Genomic DNA, 22,739 nt, shown 5'->3' with positions numbered 1-22,739 from the left:
CACAGAGCGTCTTCGGCAGCGTTCCATCTGGGATTCACAAATCACCGATTTTGTGTAAGTCTGGGGCAACAAAAAATTTTGTCGGCTCCTTGCGATACAGCGGTTGCCGGCAAACTGTTTTGCTCCGACCTTTCGGAACTAGCTATCAATCTATTTCGATATGCGAACAACTGCGAAAAGCGGCCTTGATGGCGCTCTGCTTGAGGCGCGAGGCGATTTGCCCTGGTCTTGTCTGGGGCACACGCAAAAAATAGCGGTTCTCGATCTATACAACTATATAGCGTAGGAGACTTTTCTGACGCCGTCGCGACAGGTTGACGCCGCACGGATAGAGGCAGCCGAATGTTCAAAGGCTTCGTTGATCCGCCGTCGCCCTGGGCACCGCTCAGCGAGTGGATTGAATTTCGCGACAGCCTAGAGATGATCGAGGCGAGAACAGCGGACGTGCAAGAGTTCATCGATTGGGCAAGTGCCGAGATCGAGCGCCGCAATGGCGAACACACATTCCCTAAATAGCGTCCCGCTTAAGGTGCCCAGCCAACGCGTTGGCCTCCTCTGGGGGCAGCCGACAGAGCCTCGTGCGTAGCGTCTCACATAGGGCATCGAGCATCGGGTCTCTGTCGTCTGATCCCATGTGGCGCTGCGCGCGATGCTGGAAGAATAAGCAGAGCCAAAGGTCGATTGCACTGCCTTCCCACTTGCCGGTCTCGCGGGCCTTTGATGCCATCCCGTTGGCAAGTTCGGCAAGAGGGTCCATTCCTCCGGCGGCGTCGTACCCATTCAGGAAATGGGAGAAGCGGACGGACTGATCCCACGCGAACGGTTTGGGCATCGCCGAGAAGTCGCCCTTCAGCGCCAGTAGCTCCCATTTGAGAAGCCTTGTCATTCGGCGGCTTCCGCCAGCACGCTGAGCCGAGGACGGATTGGCGAGACGAACCGATTGGCCGTGTCACATAGCAACTCGAGTTGCTGTTCCTCGTCAGCAAAGCTCGACCGCGATCTGAATATGCCGAGTTCGGCGTAGAACGGTGTGGCGGATTTCAACCTTGCTGCCAAATCGAGGCCGCTTTCGCTGCGCAGCTCTGCAATGTGGGCGTCGAACTCATCGAAAAGAACTTGCCCATCCTCGTCCCTGAAGGTCAGAAACAAACCCACTTCAGCCTTTGCGCCAGTGGAGCGAAAACCTGTAATCCAGCCTAGGGGCTTTGAGAGCGGTATCCTGACCCAGTTGTCGCCACCGTGACGCGCTGGCAACTGGTCGGAATGATCGAATTGAACGTGGTCTATGAACCGTTGCCAGAACGCACGATTGACGCTTCGCCGACTGCCGCTTTCCGGATCAACAACGCTCTCCATCGTTTCGCTGGCTTCTGAGGCGCCGATTTCCTGCGTCTCCAGCTGGAGCGGCACGCCGCCGCCGTCGACCAAAACTCTTTGCTGGAAGACTTTAGTCCGCAAGGGCACTATTGGTAACACGACAATGGTACCCGAAGCCGCCTGCCACAATTGGATCTCAAGCAGTGTCAGCTGAGCTAGGCCCGCACCTTGCGAATTAAGATGTTCGGCAATCGCGTGCGTGTCCGAGCGAATGCCATCTCCGGCAATGATGAGCTGAAAGTCACCCAGCTTTAGCGACCGCGTTACCGCATCCACGAATGAAGCCTCTTCAAGATCTGGCCACCGGAGCTTCGCCGCGGCAAAGATTGGGTTCGGCTCATGGGATGGCAGCTTGCGTTTAATCCGTGCGGTCAGATCACCGAAGCTCCAGCGTCGCAGCAGCGCGGCATATTCCAGGATTTGCGCCAACACCTCCCGTCGCGCTTGTGGGTTGCGCCAAAGCTTGCACTCAATAATGACCAGTCGGCCGGTCCTTGCGACGCCCAGAATATCCGCGAACACTGTCCCGCCCGCTCGAGGAATGGCGAGTTCCCGGCATAAAGGCACGACATCGCCAAAGCTGCCTTCAAGGCGGTCGGCCACGATCAACTCGGGATGCCGAAACAGCAAATCTTGTAGCCAATGCTCGTCATAAGCATGCTGCGAAAAAGCATTCGAAACTGGCACTCGCCCTCGGGCAGGCGTTTGGTTTGGCATCAGCGAGCGACGGCCCAGGGGCTCGGGAACTGTTGAACTGAAGCCAGAAAATAACAAGGCACTCATTCGAAGGTCACCTTCTCCAATATGACACCTAGAAATCGTCGTCGAAGATATTTCGATTATATTGGCAGACGTTCACCAGACTTGTGAGGTGGACTTGCGCTCGATCTGGAACGGCAGTCAACTCGAATTGTCGAGTCCATTTGCTCTAGGTGAGCGAATTGGGCCACGGCGCCAAATGTCTCATGATATGCAGTCGGGAACATAGCCGGGTGGCGGCGCAAATCGCGTATTCCGAACAATAGAAATCCGGACAGAGTTTCCGGACACAGCACCTGCGAAACAACCCGCTGTGCTACGTGCGGCCACAAGCGTGTCCGAAAACGGTCGATTGCCGGACACTACGATGTCGCATTTTTGCCTAGGTTGCTAATGCCCGACGGTGAGACTTCGCTGTCAGCATCGCGCCTCATATCGGTCGTCGAAGCCCATCTAAGTTCTCCAAAAGCGGACCTTGCAAGCGCTGGCGGTTTGATCGGGGCTACGCCGACAGCAGCTATTGGCAAGGCCTTGAAATGAATGGCGGCAATAGCGACCGCCAGCTTCGTGTGACGCCGCTGAACTCCGAACGTGAAAACTTGTCTCAAACCTTTAGCACCAGCGCGCCGGTCGTTCGTCGAGACTCCAGATCGCGATGGGCCTCGGACGCTGCTGCAAGATCGTAGGGCCTTGGAGGCTCGACCTTTGATAACGCCCAGTCGGAGCGCGGCAAAGAACCGGTTCAATTGCAGAGCAAGCTTTTGCGGTGCATCCGTATAGTGGGCGTAGTTAGGCCGGGAAATCGTGACGGACTTCGAAGAGAACCGACCGATGTCCCAGTTGCCGACTGGGCCTGACGCCTGGCCAAAACTAACGAGATGGCTTCGGCCCCCGAGCGCTGCCAGTGACCCGCCGAAGGTGTCGTTGCCGACAGCATCATAGGCGACATCCGCTCAGGCGCCGCCAGTCAGTCGCGTGACCGCCTCGGCGAAATTCTCTCGCGAATAGACGAGGACTAGCAGATGACGCTCGATCCGGTTCGCGCCGACTGACCTCCGGCATCGTAGGGAGTGTGCGAGGCCGGCATTTCGAGCCCGCCTTATCTCAATTTTGCTGGCAGGCGATCGGCACCGCCGCGCCGCGCGGCACGACCAGCACGCCGAGCGGGCGCGCACGGCCGCGGATGTCGATCTCGCGCGCCTCCGCGCCGGGTAGTTCCATGCCCGAAAGCCGCACCGTCGCTTCGGAGACGACGATCTCCGCCTCGAATTCCTTCGCCGCGGCCTCCAGCCGGCTGCCGACGTTGATAGTGTCGCCGATCGCGGTCACGTTCGTGACCGCGCCGTAGCCCATCGAGCCGACGATCGCCTGGCCGACATGGATGCCGATCGCGACCTTGATGGTGGCGCGCAGTTCCTCGGCAAAGTCGTCGCTGAGGGCGCGAACCCCTTCGACGATGGCGCTGGCGGCAGAAAGTGCGTTGCGGCATGCCTCGCCGGGCGTGGTCTCCAGCCCGAACAGCGCCATGGCGCCATCGCCGACGAACTTGTCGACGCGGCCGCCTGAGCTCTCGACTGCGCGGCCGATTACGCCGAAATAGCGGTTGAGCAGGAAGACCACGTCGAATGGCAGGCGCTGGTCGGCCATCGCCGTGAAGCCGCGCATGTCGCAGAACATCACCACCACTACCTTCTCGTGGCCGGGATCGCTGGCGGTTGCGCCGAGCGGGCCCCCCGCCGTGACCGGCGGCGACAGCAGCGGCGCGACGCGAAGATCGCCGCGCGGCCTGAGCTGGCAGGCGAGCCGCACGTCGCCGTCGGCCGCGATGCGGCGCAGGGTCGCCGCTTCGATCGGACTGGGCTCCGGCTGCTCGGCCAGGCCGTCGACCACGCGGATGCGGCAGGTCGAGCAGCGTCCGCGCCCGCCGCACACGGCATAATGCGCGATGCCGCCCAGCCGGCTGGCGTCGAGCACGCTGTAGCCGCGGGGAATGCGTACCTTGCGCCCGCCGGCATAGCGCACCTTGATCAGGTTGCGCCGCTCGATGCGGTCGCGAACGATGCGCGCCGCCAGCACCAGGACGATTAGTCCCGCAAAGCCGGCATAGATGCTGCTGTCCATGCGCTCCTTGGTCGCCAACGCCCGGTCGAAAAGGGCTGGCTCGATGGGCTGCGACTGAGGCGGTCCCATCGCCGAGACCTCCTTTCCGGCGCTAGCGAAACCGAGCAGCGCCAGGACTGGAACCAGCACCGCCAGGACCAGCAGAGCCGACGCGACGCGCGGATACCACCGACGATAGCGCAGCCAGAAGTAGAGGCCGAGGCAGCCATGTGCCCAGATGACGACCACCGCGATCGCCTGCCGCACCCCGACCTGCGGTGTCAGGATCCATAGCGAGCGCACCACAAACTCGTAAGTGTCGTTGGCCTCATAGAGGGCGTGCATGGCACGCGTGCCGACCACGTGCTCGGCAATCAGAAGCGGGATGGAGAGGCCGAGCAGTATCTGTGCCCACTCTCGCGCCGGCATGGCCAGCGTGCGGCGTTGGTAGAGCGCCAGCAGCGACAGAACGAGATGCGTGGCGACCGCGCCGTAGAGGAGCAGCGTCCCGGCCGGGTTGCGCCAGATCAGCAGGAACACCGCGCGCCCCTTATCCGCTGCTTCAAGCGAGATCAGGAGCAACGCATGGTTCAGGAAATGCAGCGTCACGAACGCCATCAGCACAAGGCCGGACACCAGCCGTGCGTTGCGGAGCCACGCGTCCGGCAGCCATCCGGGCGGTGGTGCTGGGACCTGCGATTGGCTCATTTCCAGTGCCTTGAACGATTCGCTGACCAAAACACGCCGGCAATAGCGCCTTCCGGTCAAGATTTGCCGGCGGGGACAATCAGTCAATCAAGCCTTGCCGCCTGCCATTCCACGACGTGGTGGCAGTTCGATAGGGCCAAATCGCCTGGGGTTCCTGGATGCTTTTGCGGGGCTTATGGACAAAGTGGGACAAAGATTCGGTTTTTGGATAGCTTTGAAGGCAGCGACTTCTGGCACATGCGCCAGATAGCGCGTCGGCACGAACTTCCAAGCGTGCTACCTTTTGAACGGCAGCTTTGCGCCTCATATCGGCCGATAGGGCGTTCCTATCCGTGCCGATAAGCGGACGTCGATAAACAACCCGCCATGAACGGCTTTCGTCATCAGGGGGCGCCCGAGGCGTTTGTAGCGTTCGGATCGGGCGGGCGGGTTGATATGAGACCCGGCGTCTTGGCGATTTAGAATGGAAGCTTAATTTCGCCGACCGAGAGAGGCCTACCGGCCGCTATGAGCGCGGCAACCGTCTCTCTGTCCTGTTGCCGGCGCTTCACGAGGCCGTTCAGCACCCTGTCGAGAGATATCGCCCCGGCGCCGGCTATGGCCAGGACGAACATGCCGCCCGCTATGGCGAGATCCTTTTCGAAATGCAGCAATTCGTTCTGGTTGGCGAAATTGGTGTGGAACAAAGCTGCCGTTGCCAAACAGAACAGTCCGAGCGCCACCGCGCCCAGACGCGTCAGCAGACCAAGGCCGACCGAAAAGCCAGCTCCCAACTGCAGCGCTATGGTGGCTATTAAAAGCGGCAGGCTGACGCCGAGCGCCGTCATCGCCTTGGCTGCACCGGCGAAATGCGTCGCCAGCTCCAGGCCTTCATGCACGAAGAGCAATGAGAGCAGCAGGCGACCCGTCAGCAGGGTCAAGTCGGTGAGATGAAGTTTCGAGGCGGTTTGTGTCGTGGTCACGATTGGCTCCGGGCAATGAGAAAGGAGCAGGCGCCTTGCAGCGCCTGCCTGGTTTTACTTGGTCATCTTGGTGTTGATGGCCTTGTGGAGGTCTTCGAGTTCTTCACAGCCGGCGGGACACAGCTTCTGCAGCGACGCCAGCTGCTCGTTGGCCTTGGCCATGTCGCCGGTCTCTACATAGAGTTCGCCCAGATATTCGCGGGCGGCCTTGTGGTCCGGCTTCAGCTCCAGCGCCTTGTTGTAGTAAGTCAGCGCGGTGGCGAAATCGCCCGTCTTGCGCAGCGTGAAGCCGAGAAGGTTGTAGACGTCGGCCTGCTGGTTGTCCTGCGCGAGATCACGCAGATCGGCCAGTGCGCCCTTGTAGTCCTTTATGGCGATCTTGGCTTGGACGGCGGTGAGGTCGGGCGCATCGGCGCCTTCGATGTCGTCGACCGCATAGGCCGGCAGGATAGTGGCCACGGGAACGATGGTCAGCACGGCAATGGCGCCAAGCAGGCCAAACAGGGCGTGCCTGTTGAAGAGGGAACGTTTCATTTCAATCTCGCTTTGTGGGGGTTGCCGCGCTTACACTTGCACGGGGGTGAAGCCATAGGCATTGCCGTCTTTCACGAAGACGCCGGTGCCGGGGAACGGGAAGTGCGATCCCGAGATCCGGATGTTGTCGGCGATCACGCGATCGATCAGCTTGTGCCGCGTGGCGATCGCCGTCGGCCCATCCTGATCGTAGCTGCCCTGCCACTCCGGATGCGGCGCCAGAAGGGCGGGCACATACATGGTGTCGGCCGAGATCATCAGATGTTCCTTGCCGGAGTGGGCGAGGTAGACCGAATGTCCCGGCGTGTGGCCGGGCGCAGCGATGATCTGGATGCCGGGTGCGACTTCGGCGCCGTCATTGACCAGCTTCCAGTTCTTCCACTTCGGAAAATTTTCGGCGATGCGCTTGCCCGCCGGCTTGCGGCCTTCCGGCAGCTTGGCCAGCCGGCTGGGGTCGGTCCACCACTTGTATTCCGTGGCGTTGACGATCAGCTCGGCATTGGGGAACACCGGTGCATTGGTGCCCTTTTCCATCAGGCCCCAGACATGGTCGGGGTGGAAATGCGAGATCATGATGGTGTCGATCGTCTTATAGTCGATGCCGGCGGCGGCCATGTTGGCCGGCAGATGGGTGGCATTGGTCTGCCATTGGCCGACGCCCGATCCGGCATCCATCATAATTAGCTTGCCGTTCATCTTAAGGACGACGACGGTGAGCGGGATGGGCATGAAATCCGTCGTCAGGCCGGCCTTGGCAAGGGCGGCCTTGGTGTCGTCGACGGAGACATCCTTGATGAAGGAAGGGTCGTGCGGCTTGCGCCAGATGCCGTCATAGATGGCGGTGACCTCGATATCACCGACCTTGTATTTGTAGAAGCCAACGGCCGGCTCAACCGACGTTTCGGCGAAGGCGGGACGGGTGAATTCAAGCTTGCTGGCGAGACCGAAGGCGGTCGCGGCGAGCGTGGTTCCAAGCAACGTGCGGCGTGTCATGTCGAACATGGTGATCTCCTGTGTGAAGCGTTGAGGGTGGGTGCTAGGGCCGATCGTGGCCCTCCGTCCGGATGCGGTCTTGCTGGTCTGACCCGAGTAAACTCAGTTGCCCCAGATGCCCCGGCCGTACTGAGCCGGGACGCTGGCATTGCCGTCATCCTGCAATTCTTTTTTGGCCTTTCGGATCGAACCGGTGTGCGCGGTGTCGATCTTTGAAACCGGATGGCTGGCGAAAGGCTGGCTGGAGGCATCCGAGTAGTGGTCGCTGCCGGCGAAGGCTGTGCCAGTGGCAACGAGGATGGCGGCGGCGGAAAGGACTGTCTTTTTCATTTCAACAGTTTCTGATTTTGAGGGTTGAGAGAAGTTGTTGCTTGAAGGGCGAGGCGCGTTCAGCGGCCCCAGATGCCGTCGTTGTTGTGCCTGGTGATGATGTCCTGAACCGACCCCTGGCGCGGCCCCGTCGTGACCTTGGTGTCGACGCCGGCTTGGCGCGGGGAGGGGGAAATGGAAGCAGTGGCATTGGTGTCAACGGTAGCGACCGGCTGGTTGGAATTGTTGCCGCCATGGTCGCTGCCGGCAAAGGCAGCGCTTGAGGCAAGGAGCAGGGCAGCCACGCTGAGAGCGAGCTTGGTCATTTCGGTAGATCCTTCTTTCGTTTCTTGGGTGCGTGCCGAGAAACTGGCCCCGCTAACCACAAGACCGGTGAGGACATCCCTTTATTCCCCTGGTGGCGCGAAATTCTTTTGGAGGTCCCGAAATCAGGAGCGGCGCCCACCCGGAACTGCGCCGGCCGACGCTGCATGCGCACGTCCAAGGTCGGCGCCATGCTGCTACCGTGGTCTCAGCCCGTGTAAGGAGCTGAGCCAACGGTGACGTCGCATTTGATGTCGGCTCAAGAGGCTTCGACAGACGGTTATCAGCCCGTCACGATGCGGCGCGGAAGCGCGCCACGAAGTCGTCGAGCTCCGGCCGCTCCATGTCGGAAATCGCCCAGTATGAGAAGGCGCCGTCGCTCCAATGCACAAGCGAAAAACCGCCCTCCGAGAGATCGACAGGGTCGCTCACGGCTCCGGCATTTTGAGGCTCGGCGACAAGGGTGATCAGATGTTCGCGGTGGCGATAGACCAGCGCCGGCACTGCCCGGCCGCCGATGACCTCGACCCTGCCACCGATGAGTGCAAATCCGTCCTTGGCCATGTCCGGCGCCGGCGGCGAAAGACCGAGCCTTGCATCGAGCCATGGCTTTACGGTGTGCCGGTCCGACGAGACGACATCCACCGGGCTCGTCGCCAGCAGGCTGCGCTGGTGGCCGCTGGCTACCCCTGCGGCAAAGCTGTCGGCTACGCTTGGCTGCATCGCCCATTGCGTCGCGCCGCTGGCCAGAACTGCGCTGATCATGATCGAGGCCGCCATGGCGCGCCAATCGAATGATCCGAAGTTGCGCGCCAACCACCACGTTCGAGCGGACTTCGCCTGTGTCGGCGCTCTGGGCCGCAGCACCTCGACGCGGCTGGACGCGGCCATGGCTGCAATGCGCGCGCTGAACTCGTCGCTCACTTGGGGCTTCGTCAGCCTGGCCACAGCCCCTTGCAAGACCATGATGCGGGCATGTTCGGCCGCCAGCTTGGGATCGGCGGCGATGCGCCGCTCGACAGCCATGGCCGCGGCGGCGTCAAGCTCGCCATCTATCAGCGCGTGCAGCATCAGGTTCATGCCGGCGGCGTCCTCGGGCAATCCATCGTTGTGCGCACTCATTGCGCCCTCCCAAGGTCAGAGATCAGCAGGCCACGCGCCCGCGCCAGCCGCGACATCACCGTGCCCATCGGCACGCCCAGCATGGCTGCGATATCGCGGTAGGCGAGGCCATTGACGTCGCGCAGCACGAGCGTTTCTCGAAAGGGTTGCGGCAGGGCGGCGATCGCCGCCTCCAGGGCCGCCACGTCTGTCTTGGCGATCAGGCTCGCCTCCGGGCTTTCGCTCTCACTCAGATCGACTGCGTGAGCGGCGCTCACCTCGTCGAGATCACCGAGGTCGCCCACCGAGACGATGCTGCGCGGGCGATTGCGCGCCAGCCATGTGTAACACGAGTTGCGAACGATGGTGAGCAGCCAGGCACGTGCATTGCCGCCGGCATAGCTTGCGATGTTGGCGTGTGCCTTCATGCAGGCGTCCTGCACGACATCCTCGGCGTCGGTGGCATTGCCGGTCAGCCAGCGGGCCAGCGAAAGCGCGTCGGCGAGATGGGGCATTACCACTTCGCCGAAGCGGTCGGCTCGCGCATTGCTGCTTAGCATCGGTACACCGTCACATGCGCCTCGCCTTGAGTGCTCATGGGGCGAGAATGGTTCTGCGTTGCGATCGAACCCAGAGGAAACATCCCGAGTCGCCAACTGCGTTGAATGTGAGGGCAAACGTCGCATTGATGTCAATCACGCACTGGACCGCAAACATGCATCCAGATGGATGCTTCTCGAGCACAAGCATTGCCGAATTCACGACCCATTTCGCATGCGCGGCACCTGAGCTTTCCCGATCCCGACCGCGGCAGCACCTTCGGCAGACAGGTGAGCCAGCCGGCCGCAGGCGGCCGACCTATCGCCTTCCAGAGGTCCTGGAACGCGTCGACCGATACCGTCGTGCTCGGCAATGTGTGGGTTTGCAGTGCGGCGTCCCTTCAAGGTCAATCAGCAGCTCATGCATGGAGGACCAGGGCAAGCGGCTTTTTATTCCCGGACAGCGAAAAAAGATGACTGGAGGCCATGCGACAGGCGCCACCAGCGGCGCACAGACATTGTCCATCTGGCGTCAGCCGAGAGGATCAAGAGTTCGAACCTCCGACAATATCTGCTCTTTGAAGAAATCAATAAATTTCCGCGTCTTCAGGGGCAGGTAGGCGCGCGAAGGATAAGCTACCCACACGGCACTCTCCTGCGCCCCGACGCTGATCTTCCAACCCGGGAGGAGCTGGACGAGCCTTCCGCTCTTGATGTCCTCATCCACCGACCACTCCGGCAGCAGCGAGATCCCGACGCCGTCGCGTACCAACTGGCGAAGCGCCAGTGTGTTGCTGGTCCTGATCTTCGCCGGCACGGTCAATTCGATATTTTCGAGATCCCGCCTGAACAGCCACAGCGGCGTTTGAGGTGAATTCGTGGTCGGCAAACAGACATGCGCACCAATGTCTTCTGGCCGATCAACCGGAGGCACTGAAGACAGATATTCTTTCGACGCCACCAAACGACGCTCGATTGTCTTTAACTTGGAGACGATGAGGTCCCCGGTCGGACGCGGCCCGAGACGCAAGGCGACGTCGACCTGCTGGGCAACGAGGTCCACCAAAGCGTCCGAGAGCAGCAGATCGATCTCAATGCGCGGGTACTGCGCGCAGAATCCGGCCAGCAGTGGCGCGACGACCGCTTCGCCGTAGGCGTTTGAGGCTGTAATGCGCAACATGCCGCTTGGCTGTTCGACGGTGGCAAGTGCTGCTTCGCGGGCCGCCGCAACCTCGTCCACAATAGGCAGGATGCGAGACAGGAAAATCGCTCCGGCCTCCGTCAGCGACAGTTTCCGGGTCGTTCGCTGGAACAGTCGTGTCCCAAGCTGTGCTTCCAGTCCAGCTATCCTGCGAGACACTGTCGATGCCTCGCTGGCTTCGGCCCGCGCCGCAGCCGCAATGCTGCCTAGTTGAGCGACGCGGCAGAATGTCTTGATGTCGTCAACGTCCATTCATGCAAAATTGGCATGAATATCATGCCAAATACAAGCATTATCTCTCAGTCATCATCGTTTATATCGATACAACGACAGATAGCCGAGCCTTCCAAGGAGAGATCTATGAAGTGTGAAATCAAACGTGTCCTGTTCGGCTGGCGGCTGGCGGTGACGGCAGTGGCTGCGTTTTTGCTCGCCCCTGGGGCGACCGAAGCCGCGTCCAGCAAGCCCACCATTGTTCTGGTTCACGGTGCGATGGCAGACAGTTCGTCTTGGAATTCAGTGATCCCGATTCTCTCTCGCGATGGCTACACGGTCGTGGCAGTAGCGGACCCGCTTCGAAGCGTCTCTGGCGATGCCGCAGCCGTTGCCAGCGTGGTGGAGAGCATCGACGGGCCTGTGGTGCTGGTTGGCCATTCCTATGGCGGGTCCGTCATTACAAACGCCGCGCTTAACAGCAAGAATGTCAGGGCGCTGGTTTATGTCGCCGCATTCGCGCCTGACAAGGGCGAGAGCACCTTCGCTTTGATCAGCAAGTTTCCGGGAAGCGAGCTTGGCGCGGCTCTGGCCAAGCCAATTGCGCTGCCAGATGGCAGCCTTCAGTTGAGCGTCGATCCGGCAAAATTTGCCGGACCCTTTGCCGCCGACCTGCCTATGGAGCAGGTGGCACTGATGGCTATCACGCAGAGACCTGTTACCGAGACCGCGCTGAAGGAAGCTTCAGGCGCGGCCGCCTGGAAAACCCTTCCGTCGTACTTCGTCTACGGCGCGGCCGACAAAAGCATCCCTCCGGCTCTGCACGACTTCATGGCGAAGCGTGCGCACGCGCGCGAAGTCGTGGTCGTGCAGGGTGCATCGCATGTTGTCATGCTTTCTCATCCGGCAAATGTTGCTGAAGTGATCGAGGAGGCGGCGCAGGCCCATTGAGCGATCACCGTCACCTGAGAATTCAGGTCTCTACCCCATTTGCGGCGCCAAACTGCGCCCAATTGCCATCAAGGACAGACACATGACGAACTTTCCCATTCACTCCATCGAAACGGCGCCCGGAGCTTCCAGGCCGGCACTTGAGGCACTGAATTCAGCCTTCGGCTTCATTCCAAATATCGCCGGCACGATGGCAACCTCGCCTGTGCTTATCGGTAGCTTGACCGACCTCTTCGCGCGGGTACATGGCGGGAGCTTCAGCGAAGCGGAGATCCAGATCCTGCTTTTGACAAATGCAGTCACCAACAAGGCAGAGTGGGCTGTGGCCTTTCACTCCTATCTGGCGATTGCCGAGGGGGTCGGCGCTGAATCTGTCACCAGCATCAGAGATGGCGCTCTACCTGTGGACGCCAGGCATGCGGCTCTGGCGAAACTCACGCGTACGCTTATCGAGAGCCGCGGTGGGCTCAGCGAGGTGGAAAAGCGCGAATTCCTCGATGCGGGCTTTGATGAGAGCCGGTTGCTGGAGGTGGTCGCCGTTCTTGCGGCGTCTACGATCACCAACTACACGTCCAACATCACCCAACCGCCGCTGGAGACCCCATTTCAGCCGCATGTCTGGCAGACAGGTAGGGGCTGATCCGGACAGTATGCGGTCGTGCCGGGCGCGTTCGACGCATTGGGCGCGGAGGCAAAGACCATGTAACGCCAGGACCGAGTAAAATTTGCCACGCGGCCGTCATCGAGCTTTCCATGTTGCGTGATCTAATCTCAGCTATGCCCAGGTGGCGTTCATCAATCAGCTGATGGTCGGTTTCAGACGTTCGTCTGCCGACCCTTTCGTCTGCTATCATTCTTCGGCGGCCAAAAGCCGAGCTTCCGCTTCCGGCCCCAAATTAGACGTCGGTAAAATGAGGGCAGGGGGCAGTTCATGGCGCAGACGAGATAGAGTCTCTGAGCAATTATCCGTTGTGCGCGACAAGCAGCCCGCCACGATCTTACCCTCGCGGCCCTCGAACTCCCAGTTCGCGTCTCTATTACTGTGTGTCCGCGTACCGAATGATGCTCTGATTTTGCACGCTATCTATCAACTCATCGACCCGAGACAGGAGCCGTTGCAGCAATGGTGAAGAATTCGCGTCGTTGTATCCCAGGTTCAGACCAATTTTAGGAGGTGTACCGTCAAGTGCCCTCGCGACGACGTTTGGGCTCAACATATTCTGCGCATACAGTGGCACGAGTGTAACTCCGCCAGTGGAGACGACAAGCGACATTGCCGACGATATGTTCTCGCCCTCGTATCTCGCCTTGAGCGCGATCCCGGCTTTCGATGCGTAATCGAGGATTACCTCCTGCAGGACCGGGGAGGTCCGCGCCGAGCTGACATAGATTTCGGACGCAAGATCCTGCGGCGAGATTTTCTTGCGAGAAGCCAAGCGATGACCTGCCGGCAGAACCGCAATCAATGGTTCTTCAGCAAGCAATTTGAACGAGAGGCCCAGACTTTGTTTCTCGGTGCGAAGAAATGCGATGTCCAGTTTCCCGCGCATCAACGCAAGGGCGAGCTCAGGGGAGGACAGGCTGCACAGGGTGACCTCTATGTCCGCTGCTTCCTCTCGGAGTATGCGCAACAGATGCGGAAGCCACGTAACCTCCAATCCTACCAGGAATCCTATGGAAAGAGATGGCCTTTTCGGCTCAGCCGCTCGTCGCGCGCTATCAACAGCTGCTTCGACCTGCAGTAGGGCCAGGCGCGCGTGATCGAGGAAAATGCGACCCGCAGGTGTAAGCGAGACGCCTCGCGCTTGTCGTTCCAGCAGTTGCACACCCACTTCAGCTTCCAAGTCCCGGATTTGCCGGCTCAATGAGGGTTGCGACGTATTCAGCCGCCGCTGCGCTGCCATCAACAAACTACCTTCTTCAACCACTGCAACGAAGTAACGCAAATGCCGGAGTTCCATCGTATCCCTCGACCTATACCTTTCAGGCATAGGTCGAGCATACAAGGTCTTTGTTGCGGGAGGAAGGAGAATCTATGTTCCGCGATATCCAAAAAAGGAGCGGATCGATGCCTACTTTTACAACGACGGACGGCGTAAGTATTTTTTACAAGGACTGGGGCTCGGGCCAACCGATCGTTTTCAGCCACGGCTGGCCGTTGTCGGCGGACGACTGGGATGCCCAGATGACATTCTTCCTTCATCACGGGTATCGGGTGATCGCCCACGACCGGCGCGGCCACGGCCGGTCCGACCAGCCCAGCAGCGGAAACGACATCGACCACTGGGTTGCAGATCTCGCGGGCCTGACTGAACACCTCAACCTGCGCGAGGCAATACATGTCGGGCACTCGACAGGTGGCGGTGAGGTGGCTCGCTATGTCGCACGCCACCCGGAGCGCGTCGCGAAGGCGGTGCTGGTCGCTTCCTTGACTCCTAACATGTACCGGAGCGAAGACAACCCGTCCGGTCAACCGCCGGAGTGGTTCGAAGCGATCCGGGCAGGCGTGCTGGGCAACCGGTCGGAATTTTTCCGTTACGTCCCTGAGCATCCGTTCTACGGGTACACCCTCGATGGAGCCAAGCCTTCGGAGGCAATCATTGCGAACTGGTGGCGCCAAGGCATGGCCGGCGGTGCCCTCGCTCACTACGCGACCGTAGACTCTTGGCTCGAGGATTACACTGAGGACCTCAAGAAGATCGCCGTGCCGGTGCTGGTGATGCATGGCGAGGCTGACCAAGTCGTCCCGTTCGCAAGTTCCGTGCCGCGCGCGGTCGAATTGCTCAAGATCGGGTTGCTGAAGACTTATCCCGGCTTCCCTCACGGCATGCTAACCACACATGCTGATGTCCTCAATCCCGACCTGCTTTCGTTCATAAGGTCTTGACGACATCTCTCATCCATCATCGTCTAGAGAATGCTGACGGCGGTCTCTTCGCATTTGTCTTCAAGCCCATGCAATTACCTGACATAATTTCCGTACAGGATTCTATGTCAGCTTTCCGGTCGATTGCGGTACACGATATTGGCTAGCTTATCGGTCAAGCCGCGCAGGCGCTTCACATCAAAGCAGTTGATCCACCTGTCGCATTCATCCGCCAAAAGCCGATATCGCAATCGCCCTTCCGCATCTTGCTGCATCCCACTTCGCCACACAGGGGATCGCGCTACCCACCTGCGGTGACGCGTGCGACGATGTGGTCGGCGAGGCGAGAAGCCAGTTCTTCGATCGCCAGTATTATTCCCGATTTTCGGGTCGAGCCAAAGTCTACTCCGGCGAAAAATATGCCCGGCAGAACCGTGGCGCCGTCGTCCTGCAATGGTTGTCCATCCGCGTCGAGCACCCCGGGCAGACGCACCCAGCCGAAGTCTCCTCGAAACCCGACACACCAAATGACCGTCATGATTCCGATCGCAGCTGGATCGAGCGTCTGTATTTGTGGGCTTGGAAGGCGTTGTGCCACGATCTCCGCTGGGTCGGGCTCAACCGGAGGAGCATCTAGTCCGGCCGAAGCAATGTACTCATCAATTTGTCGTTTGACGTTCGCGGACGCGGCGTCCGCGAAGCCCAGATGATCCTCCACATCGTGGGCAAAGGTGAAGCTGCGGTTGGGTCCGTGGAAAGCGGCAGAACATGAACGAACGGGAAGGTGGCTGATCCCGGCTAGAATTACTGGCCCGCTGCCTCACAGTGGCGGGCTTTTTTGTGTTTTGGCCGGAGCCCCGGTGCCGTCAAACCCACCCTGCTTGAAGTTAACTGCCGAACCGCTTCGTTCGTGCAATAAGTGCGTGGTAGGTTTTTACAGTTAAATTCTAATTGCATCTAAGTTCGGTTGATATTGAAAGGCATGATCGGGGAAGTTTCCTAAAGTTAGGCAACCGCGTTCTGTTCTATGCGTAGATGCTGTCAACAGCCAAACTATTTCGGCTGCAGAATTCGACAGCCAAGGAGAGTTTCATGGTAAAGATTCTAGCGCACTTCGCCCGTGTTTTGGCCGGCGGTGCAGTGTTAATAGCCCTTGCGATGCCTGCCGGTGCCGGCGGCGGCATTGGCGTTGGTGCCGGAGCATCTGTCGGCGGCGCTGGCGGTGTTAACGCTGGCGCTGGCGCGTCTATAGGCGGCTCCGGCGGTGTCAAAGCCGGCGCTGGCGCCACAGTAGGGGGCAGCAATGGGATTGCGGCTGGTGCCGGGGCAAATATCGGCGGTGCGGGCGGCGTGACAGCCGGTCTCGGTGCGACCGTCGGGGGCACGACTGGTGTCGGCGTTGGCGTGGGTGTCGGCATTGGCGGTGTGCCTGGAACGCCTGGGACGCCAGGGACCCCGGGGACTCCAAACCTGCCGGGTGTTGTTGCCGACATGTCCAAGAGTCAGATTGCACGCATGAAGAAGCGCTGTGTCGATGTGCTGAGCGGTTCTGGCTCTTATGACAAGGACCTCCGGGAGCTCTGCCTGCTGATCTCGCGGCGTTAAGAGAACCGTCGCAGCTTTGCGATGTGGTCGGAGTTGCGTAGAAGCCCGCTGGCTCACGCCGGCGGGTTTTTTGCATTGTGGGTAGGAACGTCTTTCTACCGAGATTGTTCTGACTCACCCGGTCCGTGCTCCCTCAGCGCGCGCTGGTGACCAAGATGTCCCCCATCATGGTCAGGCCCGCGCCGCCTTGACCGAAAGCGCGGGCCATTTCCCAAGGCTTCCTCGATGAAACAGCGTGCTGAAAAATTTCTGGATGAATGGATCGAGAAGTACGACTTGATTGAAGTTTGTTCCGGCCACGACCAGACAAAGGTTGAACGGCTGGCAAGGCGCCTCATCGCCGACGCTGAGGCGGAGGGTATCAGTGAAACCGATCTGACCGAAGCGTTCAACCACGATACGCGCTTCTCGGCTTTGGCCGATTTACTTATTCCGAAGGCTTAAAGCCCGTTGAAGGCGGACGATCGGTGGCAAGTTCTGCAATTTCAGGTTTTGTTGGAAACTTTTTCTGCTGACCCGCATTGCATTAGCACGGCTGCACTCAAGCAGTTGCATTCGGAGGAATTTTGATGAATTCGAAAATGCTCATTCTCGGCGCGACATTTGCCCTTATGACCGGATCGGCGTTTGCCGGCAGTTCCACCGGCACCTCTGCGCTCGACGATCCTGCGAAGATGTCTCCTTTCTTCACCGACGCCGGCATGAAGACCATGAAGTCTGAGGCCGAAGCGAAAGCCGCCTGGTCGGCTATGTCTCAGGAGGACAAGGACGCGGTGATGAAGGACTGCGCTGACGCAGACATTGCGAAGGCCCATGAAGATTTCTGCAAAGCTGCGATGATGATGGGAAAATAGGCCCAACACCAGATAGCACGTCCGCGGCTCGTGCTGGCGGGCGTTTTTGTGCGGCCCAAGGAACATCCTCGCTCTGAGGCTGTTCGGTCACACCCGGCTCGTTATTCAGCGGTCCGTTCCGGTGACCAAGATGTCCTCTCCACTCATCATGGTCGGCCCGCGCTCGGAAGCAAGCGCGGGCCATCCCATCGCGTCGCTCACTGGCTTTAGAACTGGGCTACTTCAATCGCCCGACGAGCCTGCTGCCCTCCCTGGCGCGAGCCGGAATGCATAACGATTGCGGATGTGGCTGTTAAAATAGACGCCCTTGGCAAAGGCAGCTTTGAACGCGGCAACGGCCTCAGCGGGTACGTCCAAAAACTGGTAATGTTTCCCGCTCGCTACAAACCAAACCGAGAGAACCCTGGTGTTCGGGTCATAGTCGAACTTGCGTATCGAAGTCGACGGCATGGTATGCCATCCAAATCAACTAGCCGGTTGGATCGCCAGCTACAGGCTGAAACTGTATTCGAAGATGTGGCCGCGCTTCTCGTCGGCAACCCTGATCCAAATGGGTTCGCTGGTGCGCAGGGTGACGTCGCGCTCTGTCGCTTCCCGCGCCGCCCTGATCGGCGTTAGTCGCGTGGACGATGTGGGTAGCCGTCACGGCATCGCCGTCCATTTCCTCAACGTGGTATTTCGGCACTTTTGGTCCTAAGCGTCTAGCTCGATAGGCTGATCGTGATCCGGATCGGAATGATACGCGACTTGGCGAAAATCGCGCATGTCGATCTGTTGGCCGCAAACAGGGCAAGGGATGAAATGATCGAGCTCGCTCGCGGGCGGGCCGTCATGTCGGTGACCGATTATTGGTCTGCCGAGATCCGAAAGCCTGGTCATTATTTCCGCAGCGCCTTCGCTTCCCGCTCCAGTGTCTCGCGTTGGTTGCCGTGCTTCGCGATCAGTTCCCTGACCTGCTGCGGGGTGATGCCGGTTTTGGTGGCGAAATACTCGACCTCATAATCCTCATCGGCTGAAACACGGTCCCGATCACGAAAATCCCGTTTGCTCTTGTCGTCGGCCATTCTCGATTCCTCCTGTGAATTTCGAGCAACGTTCAGTTAGCGTGTTTGTTGCACCAAAAGCCGGTTTCCGGTTTCGGAACCATTTCAGCACAAGCTAATTGGATCGCCGGGTGTGGGTGAGTTCATGCGTATAAAGTTCGTCGAGCCTTTGCTGCCGACCGTGGTCGAGAAGCCTCCCGAAGGCGACGAATGGATTCACGAGTTCAAGTTCGACGGCTACCGCAGCCAAATCATCATCGATCATGACGTGCGCATCTTCACGCGCACCGGCCACAATTGGACGGCAAAATACAGGCACCTGGCCGGCGCCGCAAAACGCCTTGGCGTTGAGAATGCCATCGTTGACGGCGAAATAGTCGTTCTCAACGAAGCCGGGCTTTCGGACTATCAGGCGCTGCGCAAGGCCATCACGCGCCGGCAGCACGACCTCTACTTCGTCGCCTTCGATCTCCTCTATTTGAACGGTCACGATCTGCGGGAAATGGACCTCGAAGACCGTCGCGAAATCCTGGAAGGCCTCATCTTCCCTGATGACCGCATCCAGTTCAGCCAAGCGCTGCCCGGAGATGCTAAAGCCATATTCCACCTGATCGACGAGGCGGGCATAGAAGGCATGGTGTCGAAGCGACGTGACAGCAAATACCGCAGCGGCCGGTCGACAGCCTGGCTGAAGATCAAAAGCTACATGGTGGAGGAATATGATTTGCTAGGCGTCGAGCGGGAACCCGGCAAGCCGGCCTTTGCGTTGATGGCCGATCGGAAAACCGGGCAGTATGTCGGCTCAGCGTTCATCAACTCCAGCCAGGCAATCCGCGAACGGCTATGGAAGCGCGTCCAGGAGCACGCTGGGCCGGCGCCGAAGGGCATGAAGCGGCCGGCGACACAGTGGGTTAAGCCGGGCGAGCCTCTTCCGGTCGTTGCCGGGTTCTCTAATTAGCTCGCGACCTGTTCTGGCGTGATACGATGCTGTTTCGCGAACTACCGAACCTCATAATCTTCATCGGCTGATACGCGGTTTCGATCTCGAACATCACGCTTGCTCTTGTCGTCTGCCATATCTTTCCTCCTGATCGGAGAGAACAACGACCGACGTTGTATGTTCCCGGCACCTCACTTCGATCAAGTAGACTGCCGGGAGCGCAGACCCTTTGTTGGTCCGTTAAGCCAAGCTTCTGGAGACTTGCCCGCAAATGATGGCGGATAGCAGAGGCGTCCCTGATTTCCCTATAGAGAACATGGCAGCTACCAACCGCAACTATTCTGAGGCTGGGAGTTGGTCCACTCCCTGTTGATTGAGGAGAGTTGCCAGCCCGGTAATGATCTGCGGCATAACAAACGGTTTGGTGATCATGAGGCTGTTGGGCACTCCAAGCGAGGGCCAGTCGTCCGCGCCATCGCCACTCATGTATATCACTGGCATGGTGGGATTGGCGCCTCGCAGGTGCCGGGCCACATCCCACCCGGTAGGGCCGTCTCCCAGTCTGATATCTGTAAGCAGAGCCGCAACTCGCTCCGGCTCACGATCAAAAGTCGCAATGGCTTCAAGGCCCTTTAAAACGGCGATGACCTCGAACCCCGCCTCGCGCAGGGAGTTCTCGACATCTAAGAGGATCATGCTCTCATCCTCCACGATCAGGACGGAACCCGACGGCATTGAAAGCCTGCCCCCCGTGAGTAATTCCTCGGCAATTTAACCGCCGCAGGCCTCGAATGTTCCTTGCATAATAACATATGTTAATCGGGCGGATAGCAGGCTGTGATCCGGAGTGCGGGGCTTCGAACGCTATGGCCCCTCAAAAAAACAGCCACTTAGGTGGGAACTTATATCAAATGTTACAGTTAGGAAGGGGTCTCTGAGCGGTTGGGAAGGATCCTAGCAGCATGATGTCTGAAGCCGAGCGTCGCCTTGTCCAAAGGCTTATCGAGGAGACCGACATCACGGAGCCGCAAGCCTTGGAGTTGATAGCGCTGCTAGGGGCGAATTGGTCCTCCCTGATGCGGGAAGCCAAAGGCATCAAGCACAATCTAACGTCGCCAGCCCTACCGCCATCGAGAACGTAAGCGCCCACAGCAAATTGGTTGGCTACCCGAACGGGGTCTTGATGGCACACGCTCCTACTTCAAACATCTTGATCCGCAAGCTCCAGGCCATCTCGGAACTCGCACAATCAGATATTGGCATTCTGGGGAACATCTCGATTCAGGAGAAGAAATATAAGGCCAATGAAGACATTTTGCGCGAGGGCGAAAAGCCGACCCTTTCCTTCGTCGTTCTTGACGGCTTGATAGGGTCGACCAAACTAACCGGGAAGGGCAAGCGTCAGATCTCCTCCTTTTTTGTTCCGGGCGACATTCCCGACCTGCATGGTTTGCATTTGTCGGTCATGGATTGCACTTTCACCCCTCTGATGCCCTCTCGAGTGGGCTTCATGCGGCACGACGATCTTCGCGCCATTTGCGAACAGCACTCTTCGATAACGAGAGTGTTTTGGCGCTCCACTGTGATCGACGCGGCGATCTATCGAGAGTGGGTCACCAACGTCGGAAGGCGCGACGCCTACTCTCGTATGGCTCACATTCTTTGCGAACTTATTGTCCGCCTTCGCTCGGTAGGTCGCATTGAAGATCACGTGGCCTATCTCCCCATAACGCAGGCTGCACTTGGCGACGCAGTTGGCCTCTCCACCGTGCACGTGAACCGAGTGCTCCAGGACCTTCGACGCGACGGTCTGATATCTACCCTTGGCTCGCGTTTTCATGCGACCGACTGGGCAGGGCTCGTTCGCGCCGCAGATTTTGACTCTACCTATCTGCATCATAGGGCTGCGCAGACGGGTGCCGGTTTCTGAGAATGCTGGGTCGCTCATGATGCATTGAGCCAACCCCTCGCGATCCTTGAAACCGAATCTGCTGTAGAACCCTCACTCCAACAGGAATGTCGATCACTGCTTGAGAACTGGACCGCAGACTTACCTAGCGACGGCATGGCTCCCCAAAGCTACGACCTGAGGAAGGAACCCGCCGAAAGCTGGACGGTGTTTGACGTCTTCACTGGGTACCCCCGCAGCGCGTGGGCGTCTGGCTAACTATCTGGACGAGGAATATTCCCGTGATCTTCAGGCTTCTGACCGTGTCGACCTGAAGCGAAGGTTCCCCGGGGGTAACCTCTAAAGTACGACTGCCATGGAACACGTGCGGAGCGCCGGAGAGTGTCCAAACTCCCGAATCAGTGCATCCCGGGCACAAGCTTAGCCATAGTGGAGACGCGGCTTTGGCAACGTTCCTATAAATTGAACCCCAATTCGGTCGTTCCTGCGCCACCGCAGGACTGCTTGGTAGGCAACGCCGTCCGTCGGCACGTAAAGCACGAACCGCTCAGGGACACGCGATTCCACCGGGACTTTGAGCTCAGCTCCGCCACTGTTTTGGTTCCGAATGGTGCAACTGATCTCGGAGTTTGTGATTCCGCTGATGATTGAGGCGCCTTTCAGCACCCGCTGCCTTCGTTCGCGGCGATGCTCTTCATCAACCATGTGACCTCCATCGGTCACCCCCCACCCTATGCTACGCCCACGGGCGAACAGCTGTCCATCTAGGTCGTCGCTCGGTTGTGTCTCACTTTGGAAATTTGACGGAGACGGACGGCACAGATGCCCGTCGCGCTGGTGAATTTGCCCACCGCCAACGCGAACAGACCCGAATGGTCTCGTCGTATAGCGTTGTTAATCCGGCAGTAGCATCTCCTCTTCATCGGCCGCGGCTTCGAACAGCAGCCGGAAGTCGTTACCCGGCATTTTGCCATCCATCGCAGATAGGCAAGCCTCGGCCGCCAGCCGCCACTTGGGGCCACGATTGGACCATTTTAGGAGCTCCTCGGCGGCGGCATCAACCCGGTTCACACCAAGGCGAAGCCCCGGGCCCTCGGTCTTCACATAAACTGGAGGGTTGAACCAACGGTGGGGCATCACGCCTCTCGAACGTCAAAGGCGATGAACAGTCCCCAAACGGAGGCTGATTTGACGATCATTTCGACTAACTGGCAGTCAGTTTCGAGAACATCGCGGCCGCGCTCACGGACCGCTACAATGGTCGCTTTAACGGAAATAATGTCGCCGGGTTGAGAGCCCAACAGGACCTCGCGGACCAGCTCCTTGGCCGTTTGCTGCGTAGGCCGAACAGGTGCTTGAATGTCCATCCCATCCTCCCAGAGAGATAGAACCTCATCAGCTATTCTGTGGGTCACTTTCCGAAAAAGGCAAGAGTCGGAAGCGTACAAAGC

28 protein-coding genes are annotated in these 22,739 nt (G+C 59.3%); 9 read left to right on the top strand and 19 right to left on the bottom strand.

From position 1 onward, the window contains the following. Positions 1–342 precede the first annotated feature (342 nt). On the top strand, positions 343–516 hold the full coding sequence (locus tag AC3EMP_RS28055; RefSeq protein ID WP_352712101.1) for a hypothetical protein: 174 nt from the start codon (positions 343–345) through the stop codon (positions 514–516). On the opposite strand, the gene AC3EMP_RS28050 is transcribed toward AC3EMP_RS28055, so the two are convergent. The 11 genes from AC3EMP_RS28050 to AC3EMP_RS28000 form a co-directional block, all read right to left on the bottom strand. Continuing rightward, positions 509–886, bottom strand: coding sequence for a hypothetical protein (locus AC3EMP_RS28050; RefSeq protein WP_352712103.1), 378 nt, complete (start codon positions 884–886; stop codon positions 509–511). The two genes, AC3EMP_RS28055 and AC3EMP_RS28050, sit on opposite strands and share 8 nt — an antisense overlap. After that, complete coding sequence (locus AC3EMP_RS28045; RefSeq protein WP_352712105.1) at positions 883–2,160, bottom strand: hypothetical protein; 1,278 nt, start codon at positions 2,158–2,160, stop codon at positions 883–885. The genes AC3EMP_RS28050 and AC3EMP_RS28045 overlap by 4 nt, the downstream gene beginning before the upstream one ends. 1,080 nt (positions 2,161–3,240) lie before the next feature. Then, complete coding sequence (locus tag AC3EMP_RS28040; protein ID WP_352712107.1) at positions 3,241–4,944, bottom strand: adenylate/guanylate cyclase domain-containing protein; 1,704 nt, start codon at positions 4,942–4,944, stop codon at positions 3,241–3,243. A gap of 458 nt (positions 4,945–5,402) precedes the next feature. Then, positions 5,403–5,906: a DoxX family protein gene (locus tag AC3EMP_RS28035; RefSeq protein ID WP_352712109.1), complete on the bottom strand. Its 504-nt coding sequence runs from the start codon at positions 5,904–5,906 to the stop codon at positions 5,403–5,405. A 54-nt stretch (positions 5,907–5,960) separates the two neighbouring features. Continuing rightward, complete coding sequence (locus tag AC3EMP_RS28030) at positions 5,961–6,440, bottom strand: tetratricopeptide repeat protein (protein WP_352712111.1); 480 nt, start codon at positions 6,438–6,440, stop codon at positions 5,961–5,963. A gap of 30 nt (positions 6,441–6,470) precedes the next feature. Then, positions 6,471–7,442 carry an MBL fold metallo-hydrolase gene (locus tag AC3EMP_RS28025; RefSeq protein WP_352712112.1) on the bottom strand — a complete coding sequence of 324 codons (972 nt, stop codon included), beginning with the start codon at positions 7,440–7,442 and terminating at the stop codon, positions 6,471–6,473. A 93-nt stretch (positions 7,443–7,535) separates the two neighbouring features. Beyond that, complete coding sequence (locus AC3EMP_RS28020; RefSeq protein ID WP_352712114.1) at positions 7,536–7,763, bottom strand: DUF680 domain-containing protein; 228 nt, start codon at positions 7,761–7,763, stop codon at positions 7,536–7,538. 59 nt (positions 7,764–7,822) lie between these two features. Then, complete coding sequence (locus AC3EMP_RS28015; protein WP_352712115.1) at positions 7,823–8,068, bottom strand: DUF680 domain-containing protein; 246 nt, start codon at positions 8,066–8,068, stop codon at positions 7,823–7,825. A gap of 289 nt (positions 8,069–8,357) precedes the next feature. Beyond that, complete coding sequence (locus AC3EMP_RS28010) at positions 8,358–9,188, bottom strand: anti-sigma factor family protein (protein ID WP_352712117.1); 831 nt, start codon at positions 9,186–9,188, stop codon at positions 8,358–8,360. Beyond that, positions 9,185–9,727: a sigma-70 family RNA polymerase sigma factor gene (locus tag AC3EMP_RS28005; protein ID WP_352537393.1), complete on the bottom strand. Its 543-nt coding sequence runs from the start codon at positions 9,725–9,727 to the stop codon at positions 9,185–9,187. The genes AC3EMP_RS28010 and AC3EMP_RS28005 overlap by 4 nt, the downstream gene beginning before the upstream one ends. Before the next feature lie 511 nt (positions 9,728–10,238). Beyond that, positions 10,239–11,159, bottom strand: a complete 921-nt coding sequence (locus tag AC3EMP_RS28000) for a LysR family transcriptional regulator (RefSeq protein WP_352712119.1) — start codon at positions 11,157–11,159, stop codon at positions 10,239–10,241. A 108-nt stretch (positions 11,160–11,267) separates the two neighbouring features. On the opposite strand from AC3EMP_RS28000, the gene AC3EMP_RS27995 reads away from it, so the two are divergent. Then, positions 11,268–12,071, top strand: a complete 804-nt coding sequence (locus AC3EMP_RS27995; RefSeq protein WP_352712121.1) for an alpha/beta fold hydrolase — start codon at positions 11,268–11,270, stop codon at positions 12,069–12,071. 82 nt (positions 12,072–12,153) lie between these two features. Continuing rightward, on the top strand, positions 12,154–12,711 hold the full coding sequence (locus AC3EMP_RS27990) for a carboxymuconolactone decarboxylase family protein (protein ID WP_352712122.1): 558 nt from the start codon (positions 12,154–12,156) through the stop codon (positions 12,709–12,711). A gap of 397 nt (positions 12,712–13,108) precedes the next feature. Here the strand turns inward: AC3EMP_RS27990 and AC3EMP_RS27985 are convergent, their stop codons facing one another. After that, positions 13,109–14,032 carry a LysR family transcriptional regulator gene (locus AC3EMP_RS27985; RefSeq protein WP_352446757.1) on the bottom strand — a complete coding sequence of 308 codons (924 nt, stop codon included), beginning with the start codon at positions 14,030–14,032 and terminating at the stop codon, positions 13,109–13,111. A 107-nt stretch (positions 14,033–14,139) separates the two neighbouring features. Here AC3EMP_RS27985 and AC3EMP_RS27980 point away from each other — a divergent pair, with 107 nt between their 5' ends. After that, a complete protein-coding gene (locus AC3EMP_RS27980) occupies positions 14,140–14,958 on the top strand; it encodes an alpha/beta fold hydrolase (RefSeq protein ID WP_352712172.1) in 819 nt (272 codons plus the stop codon). A gap of 280 nt (positions 14,959–15,238) precedes the next feature. On the opposite strand, the gene AC3EMP_RS27975 is transcribed toward AC3EMP_RS27980, so the two are convergent. Next, entirely contained in the window at positions 15,239–15,655 is a 417-nt protein-coding gene (locus tag AC3EMP_RS27975; RefSeq protein WP_352712124.1) for an NAD(P)/FAD-dependent oxidoreductase, read from the bottom strand. A gap of 374 nt (positions 15,656–16,029) precedes the next feature. On the opposite strand from AC3EMP_RS27975, the gene AC3EMP_RS27970 reads away from it, so the two are divergent. The 3 genes from AC3EMP_RS27970 (at position 16,030) to AC3EMP_RS27960 (ending at position 17,396) form a co-directional block, all read left to right on the top strand. Then, positions 16,030–16,542 carry a hypothetical protein gene (locus AC3EMP_RS27970; RefSeq protein ID WP_352712125.1) on the top strand — a complete coding sequence of 171 codons (513 nt, stop codon included), beginning with the start codon at positions 16,030–16,032 and terminating at the stop codon, positions 16,540–16,542. A gap of 225 nt (positions 16,543–16,767) precedes the next feature. After that, entirely contained in the window at positions 16,768–16,986 is a 219-nt protein-coding gene (locus AC3EMP_RS27965) for a hypothetical protein (protein WP_352446760.1), read from the top strand. A gap of 125 nt (positions 16,987–17,111) precedes the next feature. Beyond that, complete coding sequence (locus AC3EMP_RS27960) at positions 17,112–17,396, top strand: hypothetical protein (protein WP_352712127.1); 285 nt, start codon at positions 17,112–17,114, stop codon at positions 17,394–17,396. Positions 17,397–17,618: 222 nt separating this feature from the next. Here AC3EMP_RS27960 and AC3EMP_RS27955 read toward each other — a convergent pair whose 3' ends face one another. Together AC3EMP_RS27955 and AC3EMP_RS27950 are read right to left on the bottom strand one after the other, a co-directional pair. Further along, positions 17,619–17,846, bottom strand: a complete 228-nt coding sequence (locus AC3EMP_RS27955; protein WP_352446762.1) for a KTSC domain-containing protein — start codon at positions 17,844–17,846, stop codon at positions 17,619–17,621. A 428-nt stretch (positions 17,847–18,274) separates the two neighbouring features. Next, positions 18,275–18,460 carry a DUF3606 domain-containing protein gene (locus AC3EMP_RS27950; protein ID WP_352712129.1) on the bottom strand — a complete coding sequence of 62 codons (186 nt, stop codon included), beginning with the start codon at positions 18,458–18,460 and terminating at the stop codon, positions 18,275–18,277. Between the two features lie 124 nt (positions 18,461–18,584). On the opposite strand from AC3EMP_RS27950, the gene AC3EMP_RS27945 reads away from it, so the two are divergent. Continuing rightward, the gene (locus tag AC3EMP_RS27945; protein WP_488494700.1) at positions 18,585–19,397 is read left to right on the top strand and encodes an ATP-dependent DNA ligase; all 813 of its coding nucleotides are present in this window, start codon (positions 18,585–18,587) and stop codon (positions 19,395–19,397) included. A gap of 318 nt (positions 19,398–19,715) precedes the next feature. Here the strand turns inward: AC3EMP_RS27945 and AC3EMP_RS27940 are convergent, their stop codons facing one another. Next, on the bottom strand, positions 19,716–20,114 hold the full coding sequence (locus AC3EMP_RS27940; RefSeq protein ID WP_352712133.1) for a response regulator: 399 nt from the start codon (positions 20,112–20,114) through the stop codon (positions 19,716–19,718). A gap of 475 nt (positions 20,115–20,589) precedes the next feature. Between AC3EMP_RS27940 and AC3EMP_RS27935 the strand changes: the two genes are divergently transcribed. After that, positions 20,590–21,309: a Crp/Fnr family transcriptional regulator gene (locus tag AC3EMP_RS27935; RefSeq protein WP_352712135.1), complete on the top strand. Its 720-nt coding sequence runs from the start codon at positions 20,590–20,592 to the stop codon at positions 21,307–21,309. Positions 21,310–21,708: 399 nt separating this feature from the next. On the opposite strand, the gene AC3EMP_RS27930 is transcribed toward AC3EMP_RS27935, so the two are convergent. The 3 genes from AC3EMP_RS27930 to AC3EMP_RS27920 form a co-directional block, all read right to left on the bottom strand. Then, positions 21,709–21,993: a PilZ domain-containing protein gene (locus tag AC3EMP_RS27930; protein ID WP_023716427.1), complete on the bottom strand. Its 285-nt coding sequence runs from the start codon at positions 21,991–21,993 to the stop codon at positions 21,709–21,711. A 189-nt stretch (positions 21,994–22,182) separates the two neighbouring features. Continuing rightward, a complete protein-coding gene (locus AC3EMP_RS27925) occupies positions 22,183–22,425 on the bottom strand; it encodes a DUF982 domain-containing protein (RefSeq protein WP_352712136.1) in 243 nt (80 codons plus the stop codon). Beyond that, complete coding sequence (locus AC3EMP_RS27920) at positions 22,425–22,655, bottom strand: hypothetical protein (RefSeq protein ID WP_352712138.1); 231 nt, start codon at positions 22,653–22,655, stop codon at positions 22,425–22,427. Before AC3EMP_RS27920 ends, AC3EMP_RS27925 begins: the two co-directional genes overlap by 1 nt. Positions 22,656–22,739 lie beyond the last annotated feature (84 nt).

It is taken from the genome of Mesorhizobium sp. P160219 (genome assembly GCF_057786095.1).
Note: the sequence above shows the minus strand (reverse complement) of the source record. Positions and strands in the feature narration are given on the sequence as shown.

Bases quoted from the DNA above. Each gene is read 5' to 3' on its own strand.
- AC3EMP_RS28010 (WP_352712117.1), bottom strand. From the start codon at position 9,188: ATGAGTGCGCACAACGATGGATTGCCCGAGGACGCCGCCGGCATGAAC.
- AC3EMP_RS27945 (WP_488494700.1), top strand. From the start codon at position 18,585: ATGCGTATAAAGTTCGTCGAGCCTTTGCTGCCGACCGTGGTCGAGAAG.
- AC3EMP_RS28000 (WP_352712119.1), bottom strand. From the start codon at position 11,159: ATGGACGTTGACGACATCAAGACATTCTGCCGCGTCGCTCAACTAGGC.
- AC3EMP_RS27955 (WP_352446762.1), bottom strand. From the start codon at position 17,846: ATGCCGTCGACTTCGATACGCAAGTTCGACTATGACCCGAACACCAGG.
- AC3EMP_RS27995 (WP_352712121.1), top strand. From the start codon at position 11,268: ATGAAGTGTGAAATCAAACGTGTCCTGTTCGGCTGGCGGCTGGCGGTG.
- AC3EMP_RS28040 (WP_352712107.1), bottom strand. From the start codon at position 4,944: ATGAGCCAATCGCAGGTCCCAGCACCACCGCCCGGATGGCTGCCGGAC.
- AC3EMP_RS27920 (WP_352712138.1), bottom strand. From the start codon at position 22,655: ATGGACATTCAAGCACCTGTTCGGCCTACGCAGCAAACGGCCAAGGAG.
- AC3EMP_RS28020 (WP_352712114.1), bottom strand. From the start codon at position 7,763: ATGAAAAAGACAGTCCTTTCCGCCGCCGCCATCCTCGTTGCCACTGGC.
- AC3EMP_RS28005 (WP_352537393.1), bottom strand. From the start codon at position 9,727: ATGCTAAGCAGCAATGCGCGAGCCGACCGCTTCGGCGAAGTGGTAATG.
- AC3EMP_RS28015 (WP_352712115.1), bottom strand. From the start codon at position 8,068: ATGACCAAGCTCGCTCTCAGCGTGGCTGCCCTGCTCCTTGCCTCAAGC.
- AC3EMP_RS27990 (WP_352712122.1), top strand. From the start codon at position 12,154: ATGACGAACTTTCCCATTCACTCCATCGAAACGGCGCCCGGAGCTTCC.
- AC3EMP_RS27960 (WP_352712127.1), top strand. From the start codon at position 17,112: ATGAATTCGAAAATGCTCATTCTCGGCGCGACATTTGCCCTTATGACC.
- AC3EMP_RS27970 (WP_352712125.1), top strand. From the start codon at position 16,030: ATGGTAAAGATTCTAGCGCACTTCGCCCGTGTTTTGGCCGGCGGTGCA.
- AC3EMP_RS28055 (WP_352712101.1), top strand. From the start codon at position 343: ATGTTCAAAGGCTTCGTTGATCCGCCGTCGCCCTGGGCACCGCTCAGC.
- AC3EMP_RS27950 (WP_352712129.1), bottom strand. From the start codon at position 18,460: ATGGCCGACGACAAGAGCAAACGGGATTTTCGTGATCGGGACCGTGTT.
- AC3EMP_RS27980 (WP_352712172.1), top strand. From the start codon at position 14,140: ATGCCTACTTTTACAACGACGGACGGCGTAAGTATTTTTTACAAGGAC.
- AC3EMP_RS27940 (WP_352712133.1), bottom strand. From the start codon at position 20,114: ATGCCGTCGGGTTCCGTCCTGATCGTGGAGGATGAGAGCATGATCCTC.
- AC3EMP_RS27965 (WP_352446760.1), top strand. From the start codon at position 16,768: ATGAAACAGCGTGCTGAAAAATTTCTGGATGAATGGATCGAGAAGTAC.
- AC3EMP_RS28045 (WP_352712105.1), bottom strand. From the start codon at position 2,160: ATGAGTGCCTTGTTATTTTCTGGCTTCAGTTCAACAGTTCCCGAGCCC.
- AC3EMP_RS28030 (WP_352712111.1), bottom strand. From the start codon at position 6,440: ATGAAACGTTCCCTCTTCAACAGGCACGCCCTGTTTGGCCTGCTTGGC.
- AC3EMP_RS27925 (WP_352712136.1), bottom strand. From the start codon at position 22,425: ATGCCCCACCGTTGGTTCAACCCTCCAGTTTATGTGAAGACCGAGGGC.
- AC3EMP_RS27930 (WP_023716427.1), bottom strand. From the start codon at position 21,993: ATGGTTGATGAAGAGCATCGCCGCGAACGAAGGCAGCGGGTGCTGAAA.
- AC3EMP_RS28025 (WP_352712112.1), bottom strand. From the start codon at position 7,442: ATGTTCGACATGACACGCCGCACGTTGCTTGGAACCACGCTCGCCGCG.
- AC3EMP_RS27985 (WP_352446757.1), bottom strand. From the start codon at position 14,032: ATGGAACTCCGGCATTTGCGTTACTTCGTTGCAGTGGTTGAAGAAGGT.
- AC3EMP_RS28050 (WP_352712103.1), bottom strand. From the start codon at position 886: ATGACAAGGCTTCTCAAATGGGAGCTACTGGCGCTGAAGGGCGACTTC.